The 17741-nt window shown below is 68.5% G+C and carries 15 protein-coding genes; 13 read left to right on the top strand and 2 right to left on the bottom strand.

Going from position 1 to position 17741, the window contains the following annotated elements:
- The first annotated feature begins 294 nt into the window (after nt 1–294).
- Entirely contained in the window at nt 295–1407 is a 1113-nt protein-coding gene (locus DB354_RS21420) for a hypothetical protein (protein ID WP_146180362.1), read from the top strand.
- A gap of 42 nt (nt 1408–1449) precedes the next feature.
- On the opposite strand, the gene DB354_RS21415 is transcribed toward DB354_RS21420, so the two are convergent.
- Nucleotides 1450–1668 carry a hypothetical protein gene (locus DB354_RS21415; RefSeq protein ID WP_107837669.1) on the bottom strand — a complete coding sequence of 73 codons (219 nt, stop codon included), beginning with the start codon at nt 1666–1668 and terminating at the stop codon, nt 1450–1452.
- Between the two features lie 417 nt (nt 1669–2085).
- On the opposite strand from DB354_RS21415, the gene DB354_RS21410 reads away from it, so the two are divergent.
- The 12 genes from DB354_RS21410 (at nt 2086) to DB354_RS21355 (ending at nt 15536) form a co-directional block, all read left to right on the top strand.
- Nucleotides 2086–2550: a response regulator gene (locus tag DB354_RS21410; protein ID WP_158277657.1), complete on the top strand. Its 465-nt coding sequence runs from the start codon at nt 2086–2088 to the stop codon at nt 2548–2550.
- On the top strand, nt 2547–4511 hold the full coding sequence (locus DB354_RS21405) for a chemotaxis protein CheA (protein WP_107837667.1): 1965 nt from the start codon (nt 2547–2549) through the stop codon (nt 4509–4511). The genes DB354_RS21410 and DB354_RS21405 overlap by 4 nt, the downstream gene beginning before the upstream one ends.
- The gene (locus tag DB354_RS21400; protein ID WP_107837666.1) at nt 4508–4969 is read left to right on the top strand and encodes a chemotaxis protein CheW; all 462 of its coding nucleotides are present in this window, start codon (nt 4508–4510) and stop codon (nt 4967–4969) included. Before DB354_RS21405 ends, DB354_RS21400 begins: the two co-directional genes overlap by 4 nt.
- 21 nt (nt 4970–4990) lie before the next feature.
- Entirely contained in the window at nt 4991–6946 is a 1956-nt protein-coding gene (locus tag DB354_RS21395) for a methyl-accepting chemotaxis protein (RefSeq protein ID WP_107837665.1), read from the top strand.
- A gap of 11 nt (nt 6947–6957) precedes the next feature.
- Nucleotides 6958–7803 (top strand): protein-glutamate O-methyltransferase CheR, encoded by an 846-nt coding sequence (locus tag DB354_RS21390; RefSeq protein WP_107837664.1) that lies wholly within the window; start codon nt 6958–6960, stop codon nt 7801–7803.
- Nucleotides 7800–8858 carry a chemotaxis response regulator protein-glutamate methylesterase gene (locus tag DB354_RS21385; RefSeq protein WP_107837663.1) on the top strand — a complete coding sequence of 353 codons (1059 nt, stop codon included), beginning with the start codon at nt 7800–7802 and terminating at the stop codon, nt 8856–8858. Before DB354_RS21390 ends, DB354_RS21385 begins: the two co-directional genes overlap by 4 nt.
- Nucleotides 8855–9232, top strand: a complete 378-nt coding sequence (locus DB354_RS21380; RefSeq protein ID WP_107837662.1) for a response regulator — start codon at nt 8855–8857, stop codon at nt 9230–9232. Before DB354_RS21385 ends, DB354_RS21380 begins: the two co-directional genes overlap by 4 nt.
- The gene (locus DB354_RS21375) at nt 9223–9840 is read left to right on the top strand and encodes a chemotaxis protein CheC (protein WP_107837661.1); all 618 of its coding nucleotides are present in this window, start codon (nt 9223–9225) and stop codon (nt 9838–9840) included. The genes DB354_RS21380 and DB354_RS21375 overlap by 10 nt, the downstream gene beginning before the upstream one ends.
- Nucleotides 9837–11630 (top strand): ATP-binding protein, encoded by a 1794-nt coding sequence (locus tag DB354_RS21370; protein WP_107837660.1) that lies wholly within the window; start codon nt 9837–9839, stop codon nt 11628–11630. The genes DB354_RS21375 and DB354_RS21370 overlap by 4 nt, the downstream gene beginning before the upstream one ends.
- 239 nt (nt 11631–11869) lie before the next feature.
- Nucleotides 11870–12964, top strand: a complete 1095-nt coding sequence (pdhA, locus tag DB354_RS21365; RefSeq protein WP_107837659.1) for a pyruvate dehydrogenase (acetyl-transferring) E1 component subunit alpha — start codon at nt 11870–11872, stop codon at nt 12962–12964.
- Nucleotides 12965–13065: 101 nt separating this feature from the next.
- Nucleotides 13066–14043 carry an alpha-ketoacid dehydrogenase subunit beta gene (locus DB354_RS21360; RefSeq protein WP_107837790.1) on the top strand — a complete coding sequence of 326 codons (978 nt, stop codon included), beginning with the start codon at nt 13066–13068 and terminating at the stop codon, nt 14041–14043.
- Nucleotides 14044–14147: 104 nt separating this feature from the next.
- Nucleotides 14148–15536, top strand: a complete 1389-nt coding sequence (locus tag DB354_RS21355; protein WP_107837658.1) for a pyruvate dehydrogenase complex dihydrolipoamide acetyltransferase — start codon at nt 14148–14150, stop codon at nt 15534–15536.
- Between the two features lie 61 nt (nt 15537–15597).
- Here DB354_RS21355 and DB354_RS21350 read toward each other — a convergent pair whose 3' ends face one another.
- Nucleotides 15598–17604: a putative Ig domain-containing protein gene (locus DB354_RS21350; protein WP_107837657.1), complete on the bottom strand. Its 2007-nt coding sequence runs from the start codon at nt 17602–17604 to the stop codon at nt 15598–15600.
- Nucleotides 17605–17741 lie beyond the last annotated feature (137 nt).

Genomic DNA, 17741 nt, shown 5'->3' with positions numbered 1-17741 from the left:
GCCGGGCAGCCAGGCTGCGGCAACCGAGCGCCGCGCCCATCTGCCATGCCAGACCTCGTTTCTTCCTGCCACCGCGTGCCGGCTTCCACCCGGCGCCCTTCTTCCGCCGCGCGTCCCGGCGGCACCGGTTTCATCGTGGCGCTTTGGGCCCTGAGCGGCCTGGGCGCGTTTTGGGGCGGCCGCCTTTCGGGATCGAGCAGTGGGCACACGAGCGAGGTCCGCGCGCCGCGAGCCGTCGCGCGGCAGGCCATCGCGATGGCGTCCGTGAGAGGTTCGGTGGGAAATCCAGCGCCCATGGCAGAGTCCGCGGCACCGCGACTCAGCCCGCAGGACGTGGTGGCGGCCTTTGCCCGTCGGGATTCAGAGAAGCGCATCGACACGGTGTTCACGACCGTGCTGTGGATGGCGCAAGCCTCCGAGGCGGAGCTGGCGGACGTGGTCGACGCCGCCGGAACGAGCGATCATCGCGAGCCCTTGCTGAGCATCGCGCTGGCGCGGTGGACCCAAATCGACGGGCTGGCAGCCTTCCAGGCTTATGCGCAGCTTCCACCCGCAGCCCGCAGCACCACGGCCGCAGAGAACCTGTTCAAGGGATGGATTCTGCACGGCGCTCCCCAGGAGGCGCTCGATTGTGCGTTGGCCTATCAGAAGAGCGTCGAGGACGCCGCTCCGGGGCTCATTTCGGGCATGCTCGACGTGTTGTTCGACAAGGATCGCGACCGGGCGGTCCAATTGACGATGGAGCTTTGTTTGACTCCGGACCTGCGCGACTCCGAGTCACTCATCGACCGCCTCAACCGGATGGTCGACACGGTTCGCCGCGACACCGGGTTGGACGCCGCGCTCACACTCATCAACCAATGCCCACGGCGCGACTGGCAGGAAGGGCTGCGCCGGGATCTCGCCGCCGAGCTGCTCCGCAGCCGTTCGGACGACGATCACCAGGCCGGTTACCATCTCATCGCGACGCTCCAGAACCCGTATGCGAGCACGGCGCTGATCGAAGCCGTGGCGAAGCGCAAGCTGGCGGACGACACCCCGTCCGCGTTGGCTTGGGCAACGACTCTGCCGCTCGGCGAAACCCGGAGCACGGCGGCCGCTGAGATCGTCCAGGGCTTGACGCGCTCCGACCGGCTCCAGGAGGCCATCGACTGGTTGAAAAGTCAGGGCAGCCACGAGGATTTCGACAACGCCCACGAGGCGCTCGCCCAATCCGTGATGGAGCTACGCCCCGACGCGCGTGACGCGTTTCAGCTCGCCGCCCAGATCACCGACGTGGTCCGCGCGGCCAATCTGCAGCGCATGCTGGCCGCCAAATGGCTCGAGAAGGATTTTGAGGGAGCGGCAAAAGCCCTCGGCCCCGCCCTGGTGGACTTCAACGCACGGCAAGCGGCCCAGGAGAAGTAGCCCCACCGCCGCCGGCCCCGCGCGGTCACCGGCGCGTTTGGATCACTGACCGGCCGCCTGTCCCGGCTTGGTGCCGTTCTTGCGCTGCTCCATCAGGCGAGCCTCGTAGTCGTTTACGGGAGGATGCCCTTGGGCGTACCACCATTGCGCGATCAAACTAAGGTAGCCGCCTTGGGTTTCCTCAATTACCCGGGCGCGCTCGTTGATCAGATCGTGGAGCGTGTCCGGCACGCGGGCGTTGATTTGTCTCTTCTGACCCATGGTTTGGCGAAAGCAAAGTGGCCTCGGAGGCCGTTGGCACCTGCATTTTTGCTAAGGATGTGTAGCCAATAAAAAGATACGGTTTTGGTAAGCCACTGACAAAGGCCTACTTGGCCGACACGACGCAAAGACATCGCCCGCGGCACAGGGTTCTCGAAACGGGGCGAAGACCCACCTTCCCTCGCTTCGGACGCGGCGGTGTCAGTTTCGTCGACCCGCGTCACCACCTGGGAAACCGCCTCCAAAGCCGCCCGATCATGTACCGGGATTTCCCCTACGTGCGCCCGCGGCGCTTCCCCAAAGACATTTTCCCATAAGGAAATGGGAGCCTTAAGCCCTCGACTCTCCGCATCGCGGCGGCGACAAACCCGCCCGCCAAATCCGGCGGTACTCGCGCCCCGCCCAATCTCCGCCCACATGTCCACTTCCCAGCGCCGGCCTCTCGTCGTGCTCGTCGAGGATTCGGAAGACGATGCGTTCTTCTTCCGGTGGGCCGTCGGCAAATGCACGCGCGACTGCGAGGTCGTCCACCTCGCCGACGGCGGGCTCGCCATGACCTACCTGCGCGCCATGCAGGCGGGGGAACAGCCGCGTCCCGATCTGCTGTTTCTCGACCTGAAGCTGCCGGTGTTCAGCGGCTTTGAGATTCTCGGCTGGATCCAGGCCCAGCATTTCGAGCCCCCACTCGAAGTGATCGTGCTCAGCGGTTCCGAGCACGGCAGCGACTTGCTGCGTGCGCGCGCCTGCGGCGCCGCGGACTATTGCGTGAAGCCGATCTCCCCGGCCCAGCTCCACCAGCGGCTCGAGCTCCTCGCGCAGCCCCCCGCCCGCCTACCGATGCCGGCTGTCCCCCTGGCGCCCCATCCCGCGGCCGCGTCATGACGTCGGATGCCAACGAGTCCCTGCGCGCCGAACTGCTCGACGACTTCTATGCGGAGTGTGACGAGCAGCTCAGCAACGTGCGGCTGCAGCTCACCGGCCTCGAACACGCCGCGGCGGCGGGCCGGGCCGACGCCACCGCGCTCGAGAGCTGCTTTCGCAGCATGCACTCGCTCAAGGGCAATGCCGCGCTCGCCGGGCTCCGCCCCGCCGAGCAGCTCGCCCATGCCATCGAGGAACGGCTGCGGCAACACGTCCGCCACCCCGCGCCCCTCCCGGCCACCGCGACCGAGCCACTCGCGTTTGCCGCGCAGCGGCTTGAGCAACTCGTGGCGGCCCATCGCCTCCAGCAGTCGCTGCCGCCGATCGACGACGCTCTGACCCGGCTGAACAATACCGCCGCGACGCCCGTGCCGGACGTCGCGGCCCACGTGCCCGCGGTTCCGGCGCCTGAGGTTTCCCATTCATCCCCGCCACCCGCATCGCCCGCCCATTGGCGGTTCAGCTTCGCCCCCTCCCCCGAGCTCGACCGCCGCGGCGTGAACGTCAGCCAGGTGCGCGCACGCCTCACCGCGCTCGGCGAGATCACGAACGCCGTCCCCGTCATCCAGCCCGGCGGCGCCATGCGCTTCGATTTTACCGTCGCGGCCCACACGAATCCGGGAGCCCCTGACATCTGGCTGGCCGACGGTGTCACCGTCTCGCCGGCGCCGACTGAAGCGGTCGCCAGCGCGCCGGCGCCGCCGCCCGCGCCGACTTCAGCCAGCCTCTTCGTCGCTCCGTCGCACCTCGTGCGCGTCGACCTCAGCCGCCTCGATGAACTGATGCGGATCACCGGGGAGATGGTGATCCATCGTTCCCGGCTCGAAGAGCGGATTGGCCGCCTGCCCGGCAATCGCCCGCCGCTGCAGGAGGTGAATCTTGCCCTGGCCCGTTCGCTGCGCGAATTGCGGGACGCGCTCACGCGCGTGCGGCTCGTGCCGATCGCCGAGATCTTCACGCGCCTCCCGTTCGTCGTGCGCGACCTGGCCCGCGACTCCGGGAAGACCGCCCAGCTCGCGATCGAAGGCCAGCACACCGAGATCGACAAATTCCTGGTCGAGCGCCTCAAGGAGCCGCTTCTCCATCTTGTCCGCAATGCGGTGACGCACGGCCTCGAATCTCCCGCCGAACGCCGCGCCGTCGGCAAGCCCGAGACGGGCACCATCACGCTCAGTGCGGAGGCGGCCAGCCACTCGGTTCTCATCCGCGTGCGGGATGACGGCCGCGGGATCGACACCGCGCGCGTGGCCGCGCGCGCCGCGGCGGCGGGGCTGGTCGTTCCCGAGCCGCTTGATGCCCACACGCTGCTGGGCCTGCTTTGCCAGCCCGGCTTTTCCACCCGCGATGAAGCCGATCGCGCCGCCGGCCGCGGCGTCGGCATGGCGGTCGTGCAGAGCACGGTCCGCGAGCTCGGGGGCAACCTCGCGCTCACCACGTCGCCCGCCGGCGGCACGCAGTTCTCGCTGCGGCTGCCCCTCACGCTGTCGATCGCCGAGACGTTTGTCGTCACGGCCGGCGATCACACCTGCGCCGTCCCGCAGGACGCCGTGCATGAGGTGATCGCCCTCGCCTCCGAGCAGATCCGTTTCGTCAACCGGTTCGAGGTCGTGCCCCATGCTGACGATGTGCTGCCGCTGCTGCGGTTGCGGCAGGTCTTTGGCCTGCCGCGCGGCGAGCACGCCAGCGCGCCAACCCTCGTGCTGCACACCGACCACGGCCGCATCGGCCTCGTGGTGGACCGCGTGCTAGGGCGCCGCGAGGTGGTCGTGCGCGCAATGCAGGATCCCCTGATCCAGGTGCCCGGAATCTCGGGCGCCACCGAGTTGGGCGACGGCCGACCCGTCCTCATCCTCGATCCCCACGAACTGGCCGCCACGGCCCGCTGCGCCCGTCCGTCCGCCGCGCCCTCCTTCGCGTCATGAGTTCCGCCGAGAGCTTCATCCTCTTCGAACTGGCCGACACTACCTACGGTGTCCGCAGCGCCGATGTCCTCCACATCGAGATGCTCGAGCACATCACCGCGGTGCCCAACAGCACCGGCGCGCTCGAGGGCGTGGTGTTCTCACGGGGCCAGGTCATTCCCGCCCTCAACCTCCGCGCCTGCTTCGGGCTTCCTCGTGCCGATCGTACCCCCCGGAACCGCCTCCTCTTTCTCCGCCACGAGAACCGTACCGTGGCGCTGATCGTCGACGCCGCCCGCGAGTTTCACGTCCTCCCTCCCGAAGTGATCCGTCCCGTCGGAGATACGTTGCTCGCGGGCAACGGTAACTACGTGCACGCCGTCGCCAACCTCCCGCATCGGCTCGTGCTGCTGCTCGATATCGCCGCCGTCCTCGCGCCCGCCGGCGCCGGGGCCGCTCCCGCCCTCGCCACCCGCTAACCCTTTCTCATCGGAGCCCTCATGTCCAAGAACCCGTCCAACGGCCACTCCCACCGCGTGCTCGAACTTGCCCCCCACCCGGCGCCGAAACCCGCCGCTCCCCCCCCCGGCACCCTCAACGACCGGGCCGGCCGCATAGCCGGTTCGCTCCGCGACACCGCGTCCCAGGCCGAGTCCCTCACCACTTCGAGCGAGGAACTGGTGTCGTCCATCAACGAGATCGCCGCCTCGATCGAGCAGGTGACCATCAACTCGGCCCAGGTTGCCAGCGGCGCTACGCAGACCAGTGCCGCCGCGCAGGACATCGCCCGCGCCACCCAGGCCGTCACGGCCACCTGCCAGGAGATGGCGACCTCCGCGCAGGAGCTCAGCACCTCCAGCAACGAGGTCGCCGCCTCGATCAAGCGCGTCGGCCGCGACACCGAGACGCTTTCCGTCTCCGTCAACCAGACCGGCGCCGCCATCGAGCAGATGAGCCGCTCGATCCAGGGCGTCTCGCGCAACGCCGACGACCTCACCGCCGCCGCCGAGGAGACTCTGTCTTCGATGAACGAGATGGCGGCGTCGATCGAGGAGGTCGGCGCCATGTCCGACAGCTTGCTGACGTCCGTCGAGGAAACGTCCACCTCGATCGAGCAGATGGGCCGCTCCGTCCAGGGCGTCGCCCAGAACGCCGACAAGATCACCGAGGCCGCCGCCGCCGCCACCACCAGCGCCACCCAGATGGAGCGTTCGATCCGCTCCGTCTCCGACATGGTGCGCCGGGCCCACGAGATCACCCGCCGCGTGTCTGACCAGGCCGGCGAAGGCGGCCGCGCCATCGAGAAATCCATCGAGGGCATCGGCCGCGTCTCCCGCGCGATGGGCAACTCCACCACCGTGATGCGCGAGCTCAACCAGCGGACGGCGGAGATCTCCTCCATCGTCGATACGATCAACGTCATCGCCGAGCGCACGAACCTGCTTTCCCTGAACGCCTCGATCGAGGCCGCCCGCGCCGGCGATGCCGGCCGCGGCTTCGCCGTCGTCGCCGAGGAGATTCGCAACCTCGCCGACCGTTGCGCGAAGGCCACCGCCGACATCAGCCAGATTGTGCGCGGCCTCGAAAATGTAACGCGGGACGCCACCGAGGCCGCCAACGAGGGCGCGCGGGTCGCCGACGACTGCAACCGCCAGTCGGAATCCGGCCTCGCCGGCCTGCGGCAGATCCTCACGGGCGTGTCCGAGACGGCGACGATCGTCGGTGACGTCTCCCGCGCCACCGAGGAGCAGATCACCGCAGGCAAACACGTCGTCGAATCGATCTCGCACGCCACGGCCCAGGCGCGGCAGGTCGCCCTCGCCACCGCCGAACAGGCCCGCGGTGTCACCGCCATCGTGCAGTCCTCCGCTCAGATGCGCAAAGTTGCCAAGGAGGTGGCCCAGGCCATGGGCGAACACGGTCGCGCGTCCCGCGAGGTCATCAAGGCCGCCCAGAGCACCAACACGATTGCCGTCCAACTCCGCAAGGCGACGACAGAGCAGGCCACGGGGGCCACCCAGATCGTGCAGGCGGTCGATGCCATGCGCCAGGGCGCCAACTCCACCGCGCGCGCCGTCGCCGAGCAGGTCACCGCCACCGACCAGATCTCCAAGGAATCCGAACGCCTCGCCCGGCTCATCGCCGGCGTGACGCGCAGCCTGAGCGACCAGACGTCGAGCACCGCCCAGGTCGCGACCGCAGCCGACAGCCTCAAGCTGCAGTCCGAACAGGCCGCGCGCGCCCTCGGCGAGCAAACCGGGGCCGTGCGCGACCTCACCTCTTCGTCGGAGAACATCGCCCGCCAGATCCGGCTCATCACCGACGCCAACCGCCAGCATTCCGAGTTCGCCGCGAACCTGATCGACAACCTCGGCCTGCGGCCGGGCGCGGGCACCAACGGACACTCCGCCGCCAAACGCGGCGCCCGCGCCACCCGCGCCGCCCGCCAACGTTGACCGTGCCCTCTGTGTCCGAAGCCTCCATCAGCCCCTCCGTGCCCGAGGGCGTGCCGCAACTCCTGCGCGACCTCGTGCACGAGCGCCTGGGCGTGTTCTTCGAGGCCGACCGGCTGGAGACGCTGCTGGAGAAGCTGCGCGACCGCGCCCTCGCGCATGGCTGCCGCTCGTACCTGGATTACTACTACATCCTGAAATATGAGGCCGAGGGCCCCGCCGAATGGCTGCGGGTGATGGACGCCTTCTCCGTCCAGGAAACCTACTTCTGGCGCGAACTGAGCCAGATCCAGGCGCTAACGTCCTTCGTCGTGCCCGCCTGGTTCGCCGCCCGCGACCGTCCGCTCCGAATTTGGAGTGCGGCCTGCGCCTCCGGCGAAGAGCCCTACAGCCTGGCCATCGCGCTCCAGGAGGCCGGCCTGGCGCACCTGCCAATCGAGATCACCGCCAGCGACGCGAGCGAGGCCGCCCTCGCGCGCGCCCGCCTCGCCATCTACCGCGAACGTTCGTTCCGGGCGCTGCCTGAGCCGCTCCGGCAAAAGTACTTCACGCGCGTGCCCGAGGGTTGGCGGCTCGATCCCGCCATCGTCCAGCGCGTCACCTTAACGCGCGCCAACCTCGTCTCCCCGCTGGAGGTGCGCGGACTGGCCGACGCCCACGTCATCTTCTGTCGCAACGTCTTCATCTATTTCTCGCCGGAGGCGATCCGCCGCACCCTCGCGACCTTCGCCGCCCGCATGCCGCCCGGCGGGCACCTGTTCGTCGGCGCCTCCGAGTCCCTGCTCCGCCTGACGAGCGATTTCGAGCTCACCAACGTGGACGACGCGTTCGTTTACGTGCGCCGTCCCCTCGCCGCATGACGACCATCCGCACCGTCGTCGTCGACGACTCCGCCTTTGTCCGCAAGACCGTGCGCACCATGCTGGCCCGCCACCCCGGCATCGAGGTCGTCGGCGTGGCGCGCGACGGCGAGGAAGCGCTGGAGCTCGTCGACCGCCTGCAGCCCGATGTCGTCACGTGCGACCTGGTCATGCCGAAACTCGACGGACTTGGTTTTGTCCGCCGCCAGATGGCACGCAAACCGGTGCCCATCCTGCTCCTCACCGCGTCGGCGCTGGATGGCGCCTCGGCGATGGAGGCGCTTGATGCCGGGGCCGTCGACCTCGTCCAGAAACCGACGGCACTCGCGACCGACGACCTATTGCTGATCAGCGATGAACTCGTCGCCAAGCTTGAAGCCGTCGCCCGCGCCCCGGCCGGCCGGCTGGGTCTGCCAAGCTCCCCTCGTCTTCTCGCCTCCACCTCCGCGCTTCCGGCAGGCGGCAGCTCCGCCGGGCCCCGCCCGCGCGCCGACGTCGTCGTGATCGGCGTCTCCACTGGCGGTCCCCAGGCGCTGCGCCGCATGCTGCCGGAACTGCCGGCCGATTTCCCAGTGCCGATCGCCATGGTCCTGCACATGCCCGTGGGGTACACCGCGCTGTTCGCCGAGAAGCTCGACGAGATCTGCGCGCTGGACGTCGCGGAAGCCCGCGACGGGGACGAACTTCGCCCCGGCCTCGCGCTGCTCGCCCCGGCCGGCCGGCATCTCACCCTCCGGCGGCATCCCGATGGACGTGTCCGCGCCCAGCTATCCCTGCATCCGCTGGAGAAGAATCACCGCCCCTCGGTCGACGTCCTGTTTCATTCCGCGGCGGAAACGTATGCCAGCCGCGTGCTGGGCGTCGTCATGACGGGGATGGGCGACGATGGCCGCGAAGGGTCCGCCTGGATCAAGGCCAAGGGCGGCGCGGTGCTCACCGAGGCGGAAAGCAGCTGCATTATCTACGGCATGCCGCGCTCCGTCGTCGAATCTGGCCTCAGCGACCGGGCGATCCCGCTCCCCGGCATGGCCGCCGCCCTCCTTTCCCACTTATGAACGCCAAGGTCCTGATTGTGGATGATTCCGGTCTCGCCCGCCGCACGACGCGGCACCTGCTCGAACAAATGGGGCACGTCGTCGAGGAGGCGTCCGATGGCGCGCAGGCGCTCGAACGCTACTACATCAACCGGCACGACGTCGTGATCCTCGATATGGTGATGCACGGCATGTACGGCCTCGAGGTCCTGACGAAGATGCGTGAACTCGATCCCGGCGTGCGGGTCATCGTCGCCACCGCCGACATTCAGAACTCCACCCGCGACCAGGTCCGCGACGCCGGCGCGGTGGCGTTCGTGAACAAGCCGCTCAACCGCACTCAACTCACTGCCACCGTAAACACCGTGCTCGAGGGAGGAAAAACGTGGAGCTGACCCTCAATCAGAAGGATGCGTTGTCGGAGTTGATCAACATCGGCTACGGCCGCGCCGCCGGCGCCCTGTCGGAACTCACCGGATACCGCATCACCCTCGAGGCACCGCAGGTGGCGATGTACGACATCGGCGAGGTGGGCACCATCCTCTCGACGCTGATCTCCGGCGACGTCGCCAGCGTGAATCAGGTATTCTCCGGGCCGGTCGCCGGGAACGCCCTGCTGCTGCTCGACGAGCGGTCGGCACTGGTCCTCAGCGAGCTCCTCACCGACGAGCGCACCGCCTCGCACCGGTTCGACGCCAACGCGCGCGAAGTCATCACCGAAGTGGGCAACATTCTCCTGAACGCGTGCCTCGGCGTGTTCGGCAACCTCCTGCAGATCCAGGTCTCGTTCGCCGTCCCGCGCATGCAGGTTGAGGCCGTCGATGGCGTGCTGCGGTCGATCACGATCGCCTCCGAGGAGCTGCAGTACGCACTGATGATCCACACCCGGTTCCACCTGCGCGCCAGCAACGTCACCGGCTACTTCGTGATCATTCTCGGCCTCACGTCGCTCGACCGCCTGCTCACCGAGGTCAATCGGTGGGAGGAAAGGCAGCAGCAATGAGCGCGTGGGGCGAAACCGTCAGCGTCGGCGCCGACCGCGCCACCGCCATGCTCGGCTGGATGCAGGAGATCGCGCCGTATGGCATCCTCACCACCGACCGCGAGCTACGGATCCAGTCCTGGAACGAGTGGCTCGTCCAGCACAGCGGCCGGGAGGCGGGCGAGGTCCTGGACCGTCCACTCTTCGAAGTCTTTCCGGACCTGCCCCAACGCCGGCTCGACGAGCATTACCGCCGCGCGTTGCAGGGCGAAGTCAGCGTGCTGGCGTCCGCGCTGCACCGCTACCTCCTGCCCCTGGCCGCCCCGGTCCGCGGCACCGGCTTCAGTCACATGCAACAGACGGCGCGCATCGCTCCGCTCCTCTCGGGCGGCATCCTCCTCGGCACGATCACGGTCATCGAGGACGTCACCCAGCGCGAAGTGCACGCGGCGCTGCTCCGCCGCCAGCACGACCACGAGCGGCTGCTTTCGTCCACCCTCGCCCACCTGCTGCAATCCCGCGATCCGCTCCGGGAGGTCGCGGAGATCTACCCCAAGGTCGCGGCCGCCCTCGATCTTGAGCTGTGCTGCAGCTACATGCTCGACCCCGACCAAGGCACGCTCCGCCTCCACACCAACGGCGGCGGGCCGCTCGAGAACCGCTGGCTGCCGCATTCCCTTTCGCTCGCGGACGGCCTTTGCGGCCGGTGCGCCACCCAGCGCCAGCCGGTGCTGCTGGCGCAGCTGCAGGAGAGCGATGATCCCGGGGCCGCCCGGCTCCGCGAGTACGGGCTGCGGGCCGTCGCCGTCTTTCCCCTCCTCGTGGGCGAGCGCCTGCTCGGGACGGTCGCCTTCGGCACCCGCGCCCGGGACCGCATCTCACCGACCGACGTCGAGTTCCTGTCCACGCTGGCTCAATACGTCGCGGTGGCCCTCGAACGCGGCCTGCGCGACCAGGCGTTGTGCACCGCCCAGGAGGCGCTGAGCCGGCACGCGGAGACCCTCGAAGGCAAGGTCGTGGAACGGACCGCGGCCCTGCACGAGACCATCGCCCAACTCGAAAGCTTTTCCTACACCGTCGCCCACGACCTGCGCGCGCCGATCCGGGCCCTCATTGGCTACAGCGACATCCTCCTGACCGACTTCGGCGCGCAGTTGCCCGACACCGGTCGCGGGATGCTTCAACGCGTGCACGCCTCCAGCCTCCGGTTGGACCAGCTCACGCGCGACCTCCTGCGCTTCAGCCGCGTGTCGCGGGACAAGCTCGAAATCACGCCCCAAAACCTCGACGACCTGGTGCCCGAGGTCATCGCGAGCACGGCCGGGCTGCAGCCCGGCATGCTGACGCTGGAGACGCCGCTCGGCGCGGTGTGGGCCCAGCGCACGCTCCTACAGCAGTGCCTCGCGAATCTGATCGACAACGCCCTCAAGTTCGGCGCGCCCGGCCGACCGCTGCACCTCGTGATCCGCTCCGAGATTCTCACCGGCGACGACGACACCACGACCCGCCAGGCCGCCTTTGCGGACGCGTCCTTCGGCGCCATCAACGCCGAGCCGCGCCCCTGGCTGCGGGTGTACGTCATCGACAACGGCATCGGCATCCCGCGCGACGCTCACCACCGGATCTTCGGCATCTTCGAGCGCCTGCCCACCGGCCGGGCGACCGAGGGCACCGGCATCGGCCTCGCGATCGTCGAGCGCGCGGTGCAGCGCATGGGCGGGCGATGCGGCGTCGACTCCGAGGTGGGCGTGGGCAGTCGTTTCTGGATCGAACTCGCGGCGGCCCCCGTGTCGCCGACAGCCTCGCGGTGATCGGTTATTAACGGCTCGCGGCGCACCGCGACGCCCGCATTAGCGGACTTTTTCGATCCCCGGGCGGGGCAGACTCCATCATCCTCGGGCCGGCGAATTTTGGAACTCCGCGAGGTGCCAACAGCCGGCGTTTTTGGGGCGCGCTGGCGCGCGCCGCAACCTGTGCTAAGGTGCAGTCCGCGCTTGATTTCCCGGCCCTCCGCCGGACACTGGCGCGCCTCCCACAACGAGTTCATTTCGTGAGCAAGAAAACGAGCGCCAACACCGAGAAAACGCCGGAACCCGCCCACGGTTCACCGCATCGCAACGCGGCCATCAACGCCAGGTTGACCGCCGACGAAAAGATCGCGCTGCATCGGAAGATGGTCCGCATCCGCCGCTTCGAGGAGCGCAGCCTGCGCGCCTACCAGGGCAAGAAGATCGGCGGGTTCCTGCACCTTTATATCGGACAGGAGGCGGTGGCCGTCGGCTGCTGTTCCCTGATGTCCGCCAACGATCACGTGATCACCGCGTATCGCGACCACGGTCACGCGCTCGCGGTGGGCATGGATCCGAAGCCGCTAATGGCCGAGCTTTACGGCAAGGCGACCGGCTGTTCGAAGGGCAAGGGCGGCTCGATGCATTACTTTGACCCGAGCCGGAACTTCTGGGGCGGCCACGGCATCGTCGGCGGCCAGATTCCCCTCGGCGTCGGTCTCGCGTACGGCATCAAGTACAAGGGCCTGAAGGGCGCCGCGATGGCGTTCATGGGCGACGGCGCCGTCAACCAGGGCGCGGTGCACGAGGCGTACAACCTCGCCTCGCTCTGGAATCTGCCGGTCGTGTTCGTGATCGAGAACAACGGCTACTCCATGGGCACGAGCCAGGCGCGCTCCTCCGCAGGCGAACTCGCCCAACGCGCCGCCGGCTACGATATGGAATGGGGTCAGTGCCAGGGCCACGACATCTACGAGGTGCGCGCGATGATGGACAAGTTCCTCACGCTCGCCCGCGAGAAGTCCCGCCCCAGCACCGTCGAGATCGACACCTACCGCTACCGCGGCCACTCGGTGGCCGATCCGGACAACACCTACCGCAGCAAGGCCGAGATCGAGGAGTACCGGCGGACGAAAGACCCGATCCAGCTCTTCCAGAACCAGCTGCTCAGCGAGGGCGTCCTCACCGAGGCGCTGATCGAGCAGATCGACACCGAGGCCCGCGCCGAGGCGGAAAACGCCGCCGAGTTCGCCGAGGCCAGCCCGTTCCCCACCGTCGACGACATTCAGCAGGACGTTTACTGGGAGGCCGACAATCCGTCGGAGCGCAAATCCCAGGGCCGTCTGTTCTTCGACTGAGTCTCCCGTCCCCCGCGTCCGCATCCCACGTCATGACTTCCCTGCCCGGCCCATCGGCGCGTCTCGGCGCCTGATTGGAGGGCCCCTTTCTGTTCTCTCTCATGCCTGTCATCACCTACCGCGAAGCCATCCGCCACGCGCTCGCCGAAGAGCTTGAGCGCGACGCGAACGTCGTCGTGCTCGGCGAAGAGGTCGGCCAGTTCCACGGCGCCTACAAGGTCACCGAGGGCCTGCTCGCCAAGTTTGGTCCGCAACGCATCGTCGACACGCCCATCAGCGAGGCCGGCTTCATCGGCATGGGCATCGGCGCATCGATGCTCGGCGTCCGCCCGGTCATGGAGCTGATGTTCTGGTCGTTCTACTCCGTCGCCTTCGACCAGATTCTCAACAACGCCGCCAACGTCCGCTACATGAGCGGGGGCCAGATTTCCTGCCCGATCGTCATCCGCGGTCCCGCCAACGGCGGCACCAACGTCGGCGCCACGCACTCGCACACGCCGGAAAACATCCTCGCCAACCACCCCGGCGTGAAGGTGGTCGTGCCCGCCACGGCCTACGACGCCAAGGGCCTGCTCAAGGCGTCGATCCGCGACAACGACCCCGTCTTCTTCCTCGAGAACACGATGCTCTACGGCGAGAAGGGTGAAGTCCCGACCGAGGAGTACGTGCTGCCGCTCGGCAAGGCCGACGTGAAGCGCGAGGGCACCGACCTGACGATCGTCACCTACGGCCGCTCGGTCCTGCACTCGCTCGCCGCCGCCGCCGTCCTCGAGAAGGAACACGAGATCTCCACCGAGATCGTCGATCTCCGCTCGATCCGTCCGCTCGACCTCGACACGGTCCTCGCCTCCGTCGCGAAGACGCACCGGGTCCTGGTCGTCGAGGAACAGAAACCCTTCTGTTCCGTCGGCTCGCAGTTGGCGTACATGATCCAGCGCGAGGCGTTCGATGAGCTCGACGCGCCGATCCACAAGCTCGCCACGATCGACGCCCCGGCCATCTACAGCCCGCCGGTCGAGGTCGAGCAACTCCCCAACCCGCAGCGCGTGATCAAGGCCGCGTTGCAGGCCATGGCCTGAGCCCCCGCCCGCGTTTTCGCGTTCGCCCTTCGCCTCCTACCCGCCTGAATCTTCCGGCCCACCGCGGCCCCGCACCTCTCCCTGTCCAAACCTTTCCGACGACCATGCCGAACATCATCGAAATGCCGAAACTCAGCGACACCATGACCGTGGGCACGCTGGTCAAGTGGCTGAAGAAGGAAGGCGATGTCGTGAAGAGCGGCGACATGCTGGCCGAAGTCGAGACCGACAAGGCCACCATGGAGCTCGAGAGCTTCTTCGACGGCACGCTCCTGAAGATCTTCTCCGGCCCCGGTTCCCAGGTCGCCATCGGCGCCCCGCTTTGCGCCATCGGCAAACCCGGCGAAAAGGTCGACGTCCCCGAGTCCAAGGCGCCCGCGCCCGCCGCCCAGCCGGCCGGCGCTCCGACGCCCGTCATGCAGCAGTCGGACCAGACGAAGGTCACTGCCCCCGGCGCGTCCACCACGTCCAAGACCGAAGTCGAGGCGCGACCGCTCGTGCAACCCCAGACCGCCACCAGCGCCTCGGTCGGGCAGCCCGCCCCGGCGCCCGCGCGCGGCGAGGATGAGCGTATCCGGATCTCCCCTCTCGCCCGCAAGCTGGCCCTCGAAAAGGGCATCGATCCCGCCCTGGTCACCGGCTCCGGTCCCGGCGGTCGCATCGTTCGCGCCGACATCCTCGCCGCCGAAAAACAGGGCGTCACGAAGCCCGCGGCTCCCGCTGCGCCCGCGGCGGGCGGCGCCACCCGGCAGGCCCTCGCGCCGGCTCCGGTCCTGCGCGGTGCGCCGATCCAGGACGAACGCGTCGCCGCCGTATCCAACATGCGCGGCGCCATCGCGCGCCGGCTGCTCGAGTCCAAGACCCAGATCCCGCACTTCTACGTTGAGGTTGAAATCGACGCCGCGCCGCTGCTTGCGCTCCGCGAGCAGCTCAACACCGCGCTCGAGGAGGAGGGAGTGAAGCTCTCCGTCAACGATTTCATCCTCAAGGGCTGTGCCGAGGCGCTCCGTCGCGTCCCGCAGGTCAACGCTTCCTGGGAGCCCGGCAACGGCCAGGCTCAGATTCACTACTACAGCGCCGCCCACGTCTCGTTCGCGGTCGCCATGGAGGATGGTCTCATCACCCCCGTGGTCCGCGACGCCCACCTGAAGAGCGTGGTCCAGATCAGCGCCGAGGCGAAGTCGCTCGGCAAGCTGGCCAAGGACAAGAAGCTCAAGCCCGACCAATTCTCCGGCGGCACGTTCTGCGTTTCGAATCTCGGCATGATGGGCATCCCGCGTTTTTCGGCCATCATCAACCCGCCGAACGTCGCGATCCTCGCCGTCGGCACGACCGTCAAGAAGCCGGTGGTGAAGGGCGACCAGATCGTCGTCGGCCAGACCATGGTCCTCACCCTCTCCTGCGACCATCGCGTGGTGGACGGCGCCGTCGGCGCCCAGTTTCTCAACGCGCTCAAGCGTCTGCTCGAAGCCCCCGCTCTGCTTCTTGTCTAGGCAGTTTTCGGTCCGCGAAAACCGACGAGGCTGAAATCGGAAGGACTCAGTCCTCCCGATTTCAATATTGGTAAACTTCGACGAGCCCGGTGCCGGCGCCGCCGTCGACCGAACTCACGACGACCGTGTAAGCGCCCGGCTCCAGCGTCAGCACGGTCGCCGCATCGCGCCCGCCGGGCGTGAGCGCGAACGCACCGGTCGCCTTGCTCGCCGCCGCGACATCCGCCGCCGCCGTCCCGCTCTGCCAGTCGTTGTTCTCTGCCACCACCACGCCGCCGGCGCGATAGACGGCGAGCTTGGGGTCGGCCAACACGCCGGAAACGCCCAACTGGCTGAGTCCCGGGCCCACGCCGCGAACCAGCACGCGTTTCGCGGCATTGCCACCGATGACGAAGCCCGCCGTGAGCGCGCCCTCCCCCGCGCCGACGTACGCGCGGGTCGAGATGTTCACGAGCGGCGCCTCCGTCGCTCCGGTGCCAAGGTCATAGACTTCCGCCAACGCCACGCCCGCGCCGCTGCCGGGCACGACTTCCATGGTATAGAGTCCCGGCGCCAGCGTGAGCACCCGCGCGGCGTCCGTGCTCCCAGCCTTCAGGCTGAACGCGCCGACGCTCGCCGCCTTGGCCGCCACTTCGGCCGTGTTCCAGTCGTCGTTCTCCGCGATCACCGTGCCGGCGGCGTCGTATACCCGCAAACGAGGGTTCGCGACCGGTGACGTCACCCCGAGTGCCGTCAGCGCCGGCCCGACCGCCCGCAGCAGCATCGACCGCGGCGTCGCGCCCGACACCACGAAGCCGGCCAGGAACGCCCGGTTCGCGTCGCCTTCCGCGACGAGCGCACGCGCGGAGAGATTCACCAAGCGGCCCTGCGGCGCCGGCATCGTCGGTGTGTCCGGTGTCGTCGGCGTGCTCGCTGGCGGCGCCGTCACCACGGGTGTGGTGGTCGGCGGCGGTGTGGTCGCGACCGGCGGAGTCGTCGGGGTCGGCTCCGGCATGGGTTCAGGGTCAGGAGTGGACGCCGGCGGAGTCGTCACCACCGGGTCGACGCTCGGCGTCGGCGTTGTCACTCCGCCACTGCCCTGCCCGCCCGAGTCGTTGCCAGTCGGCGTGGGCGTGGTCGGCGTCACCACCACGATCCGCGCCACCGGAGTGTACGCGCCGGCGATCGGCAGCGCCTTGCCCACCTGCAGGCCGTCCTGGTCCTGCAGTCCGATCACCTCCGCACCGGCGGACGGTTGCAGTGTCGTGTAGAGCAGGATGTCGCCGGGGGTGTCATCCGCCGTCACCGTATAGGTGAAAGTGAGTGCGGAGGTACCGTTGCCCGACGCGTAAGCGAGCCGGCGCGTCGCGCCACTTGGGTACGTCGTGAATTCGAGGTACGGCGCATCACCGCCAAACGACACCGGCCGGTTGAACTGCAGTGCCACCCGGAACACATCGCCCGCCTGCAGGCTGCCCGTCGTCTGCTCGAACTGGGTGCACGCCGGATGCACCCGCACCGTGATGGCCGCGGAGCCGATGCCGTTGGCGTTGGTGGCACTCACCGGAATCACGCTGAGCCCGGGCTGCTGCGTCCGCCCCACGAGCACGCCGCCGGCGCTGAACGACCATCCCGCCGGCAGCACCTCGCTGGTTTCGTAGCTGGTCGGGGAACCCGTGGCCTTGAGCGTGCAGGTGAACGCCTCGCCGCCCGGCTGCACCGAATGGTACGCGTCAAACATGAGCGGGGCGTAGATCAGCGGACCCGCCGCAGAGGAGACCACCGAGATGTCGAGGCGTACCGAACTCGTGCCGTCGGCATTGGTCGCGCTCACCGTCACCGGATACCGGCCGACGTCGCGCGCCACGCCGCGAATCACGCCGGTGCTCGCATCGATGGTCGTACCCGGCGGGAGCCCAACGGCCGTGTACGCGGTGGCGCCAGTGGCAACGACGTGATATTCGACGGCGTCGCCCTCGACGAAACCAAGGGCATCGGCGCGCTGCAGCACCGGCGGCGCGGCGAACAGCGGGACCAGCAGGAGCAGGAAGACGCAGACGGACGAACCCAGCCAACGAGAGGTATGCATGACGAGGGGAGCCGGACCAGACGGGTTTTGCGCCAGCCGCCCCGGAGGGGTGCCGACCGGCCTACGCCCGCCCTTCGTAAGCCGGGATCATCCTAGAAAAACGCCGCCACTTTGCGTAGCGGGCCGCGCCACCAAAC

The organism is Opitutus sp. ER46, assembly GCF_003054705.1.
In the GTDB taxonomy this organism is placed as follows: domain Bacteria; phylum Verrucomicrobiota; class Verrucomicrobiia; order Opitutales; family Opitutaceae; genus ER46.
This window is presented reverse-complemented; position numbering and strand designations above follow the sequence as displayed.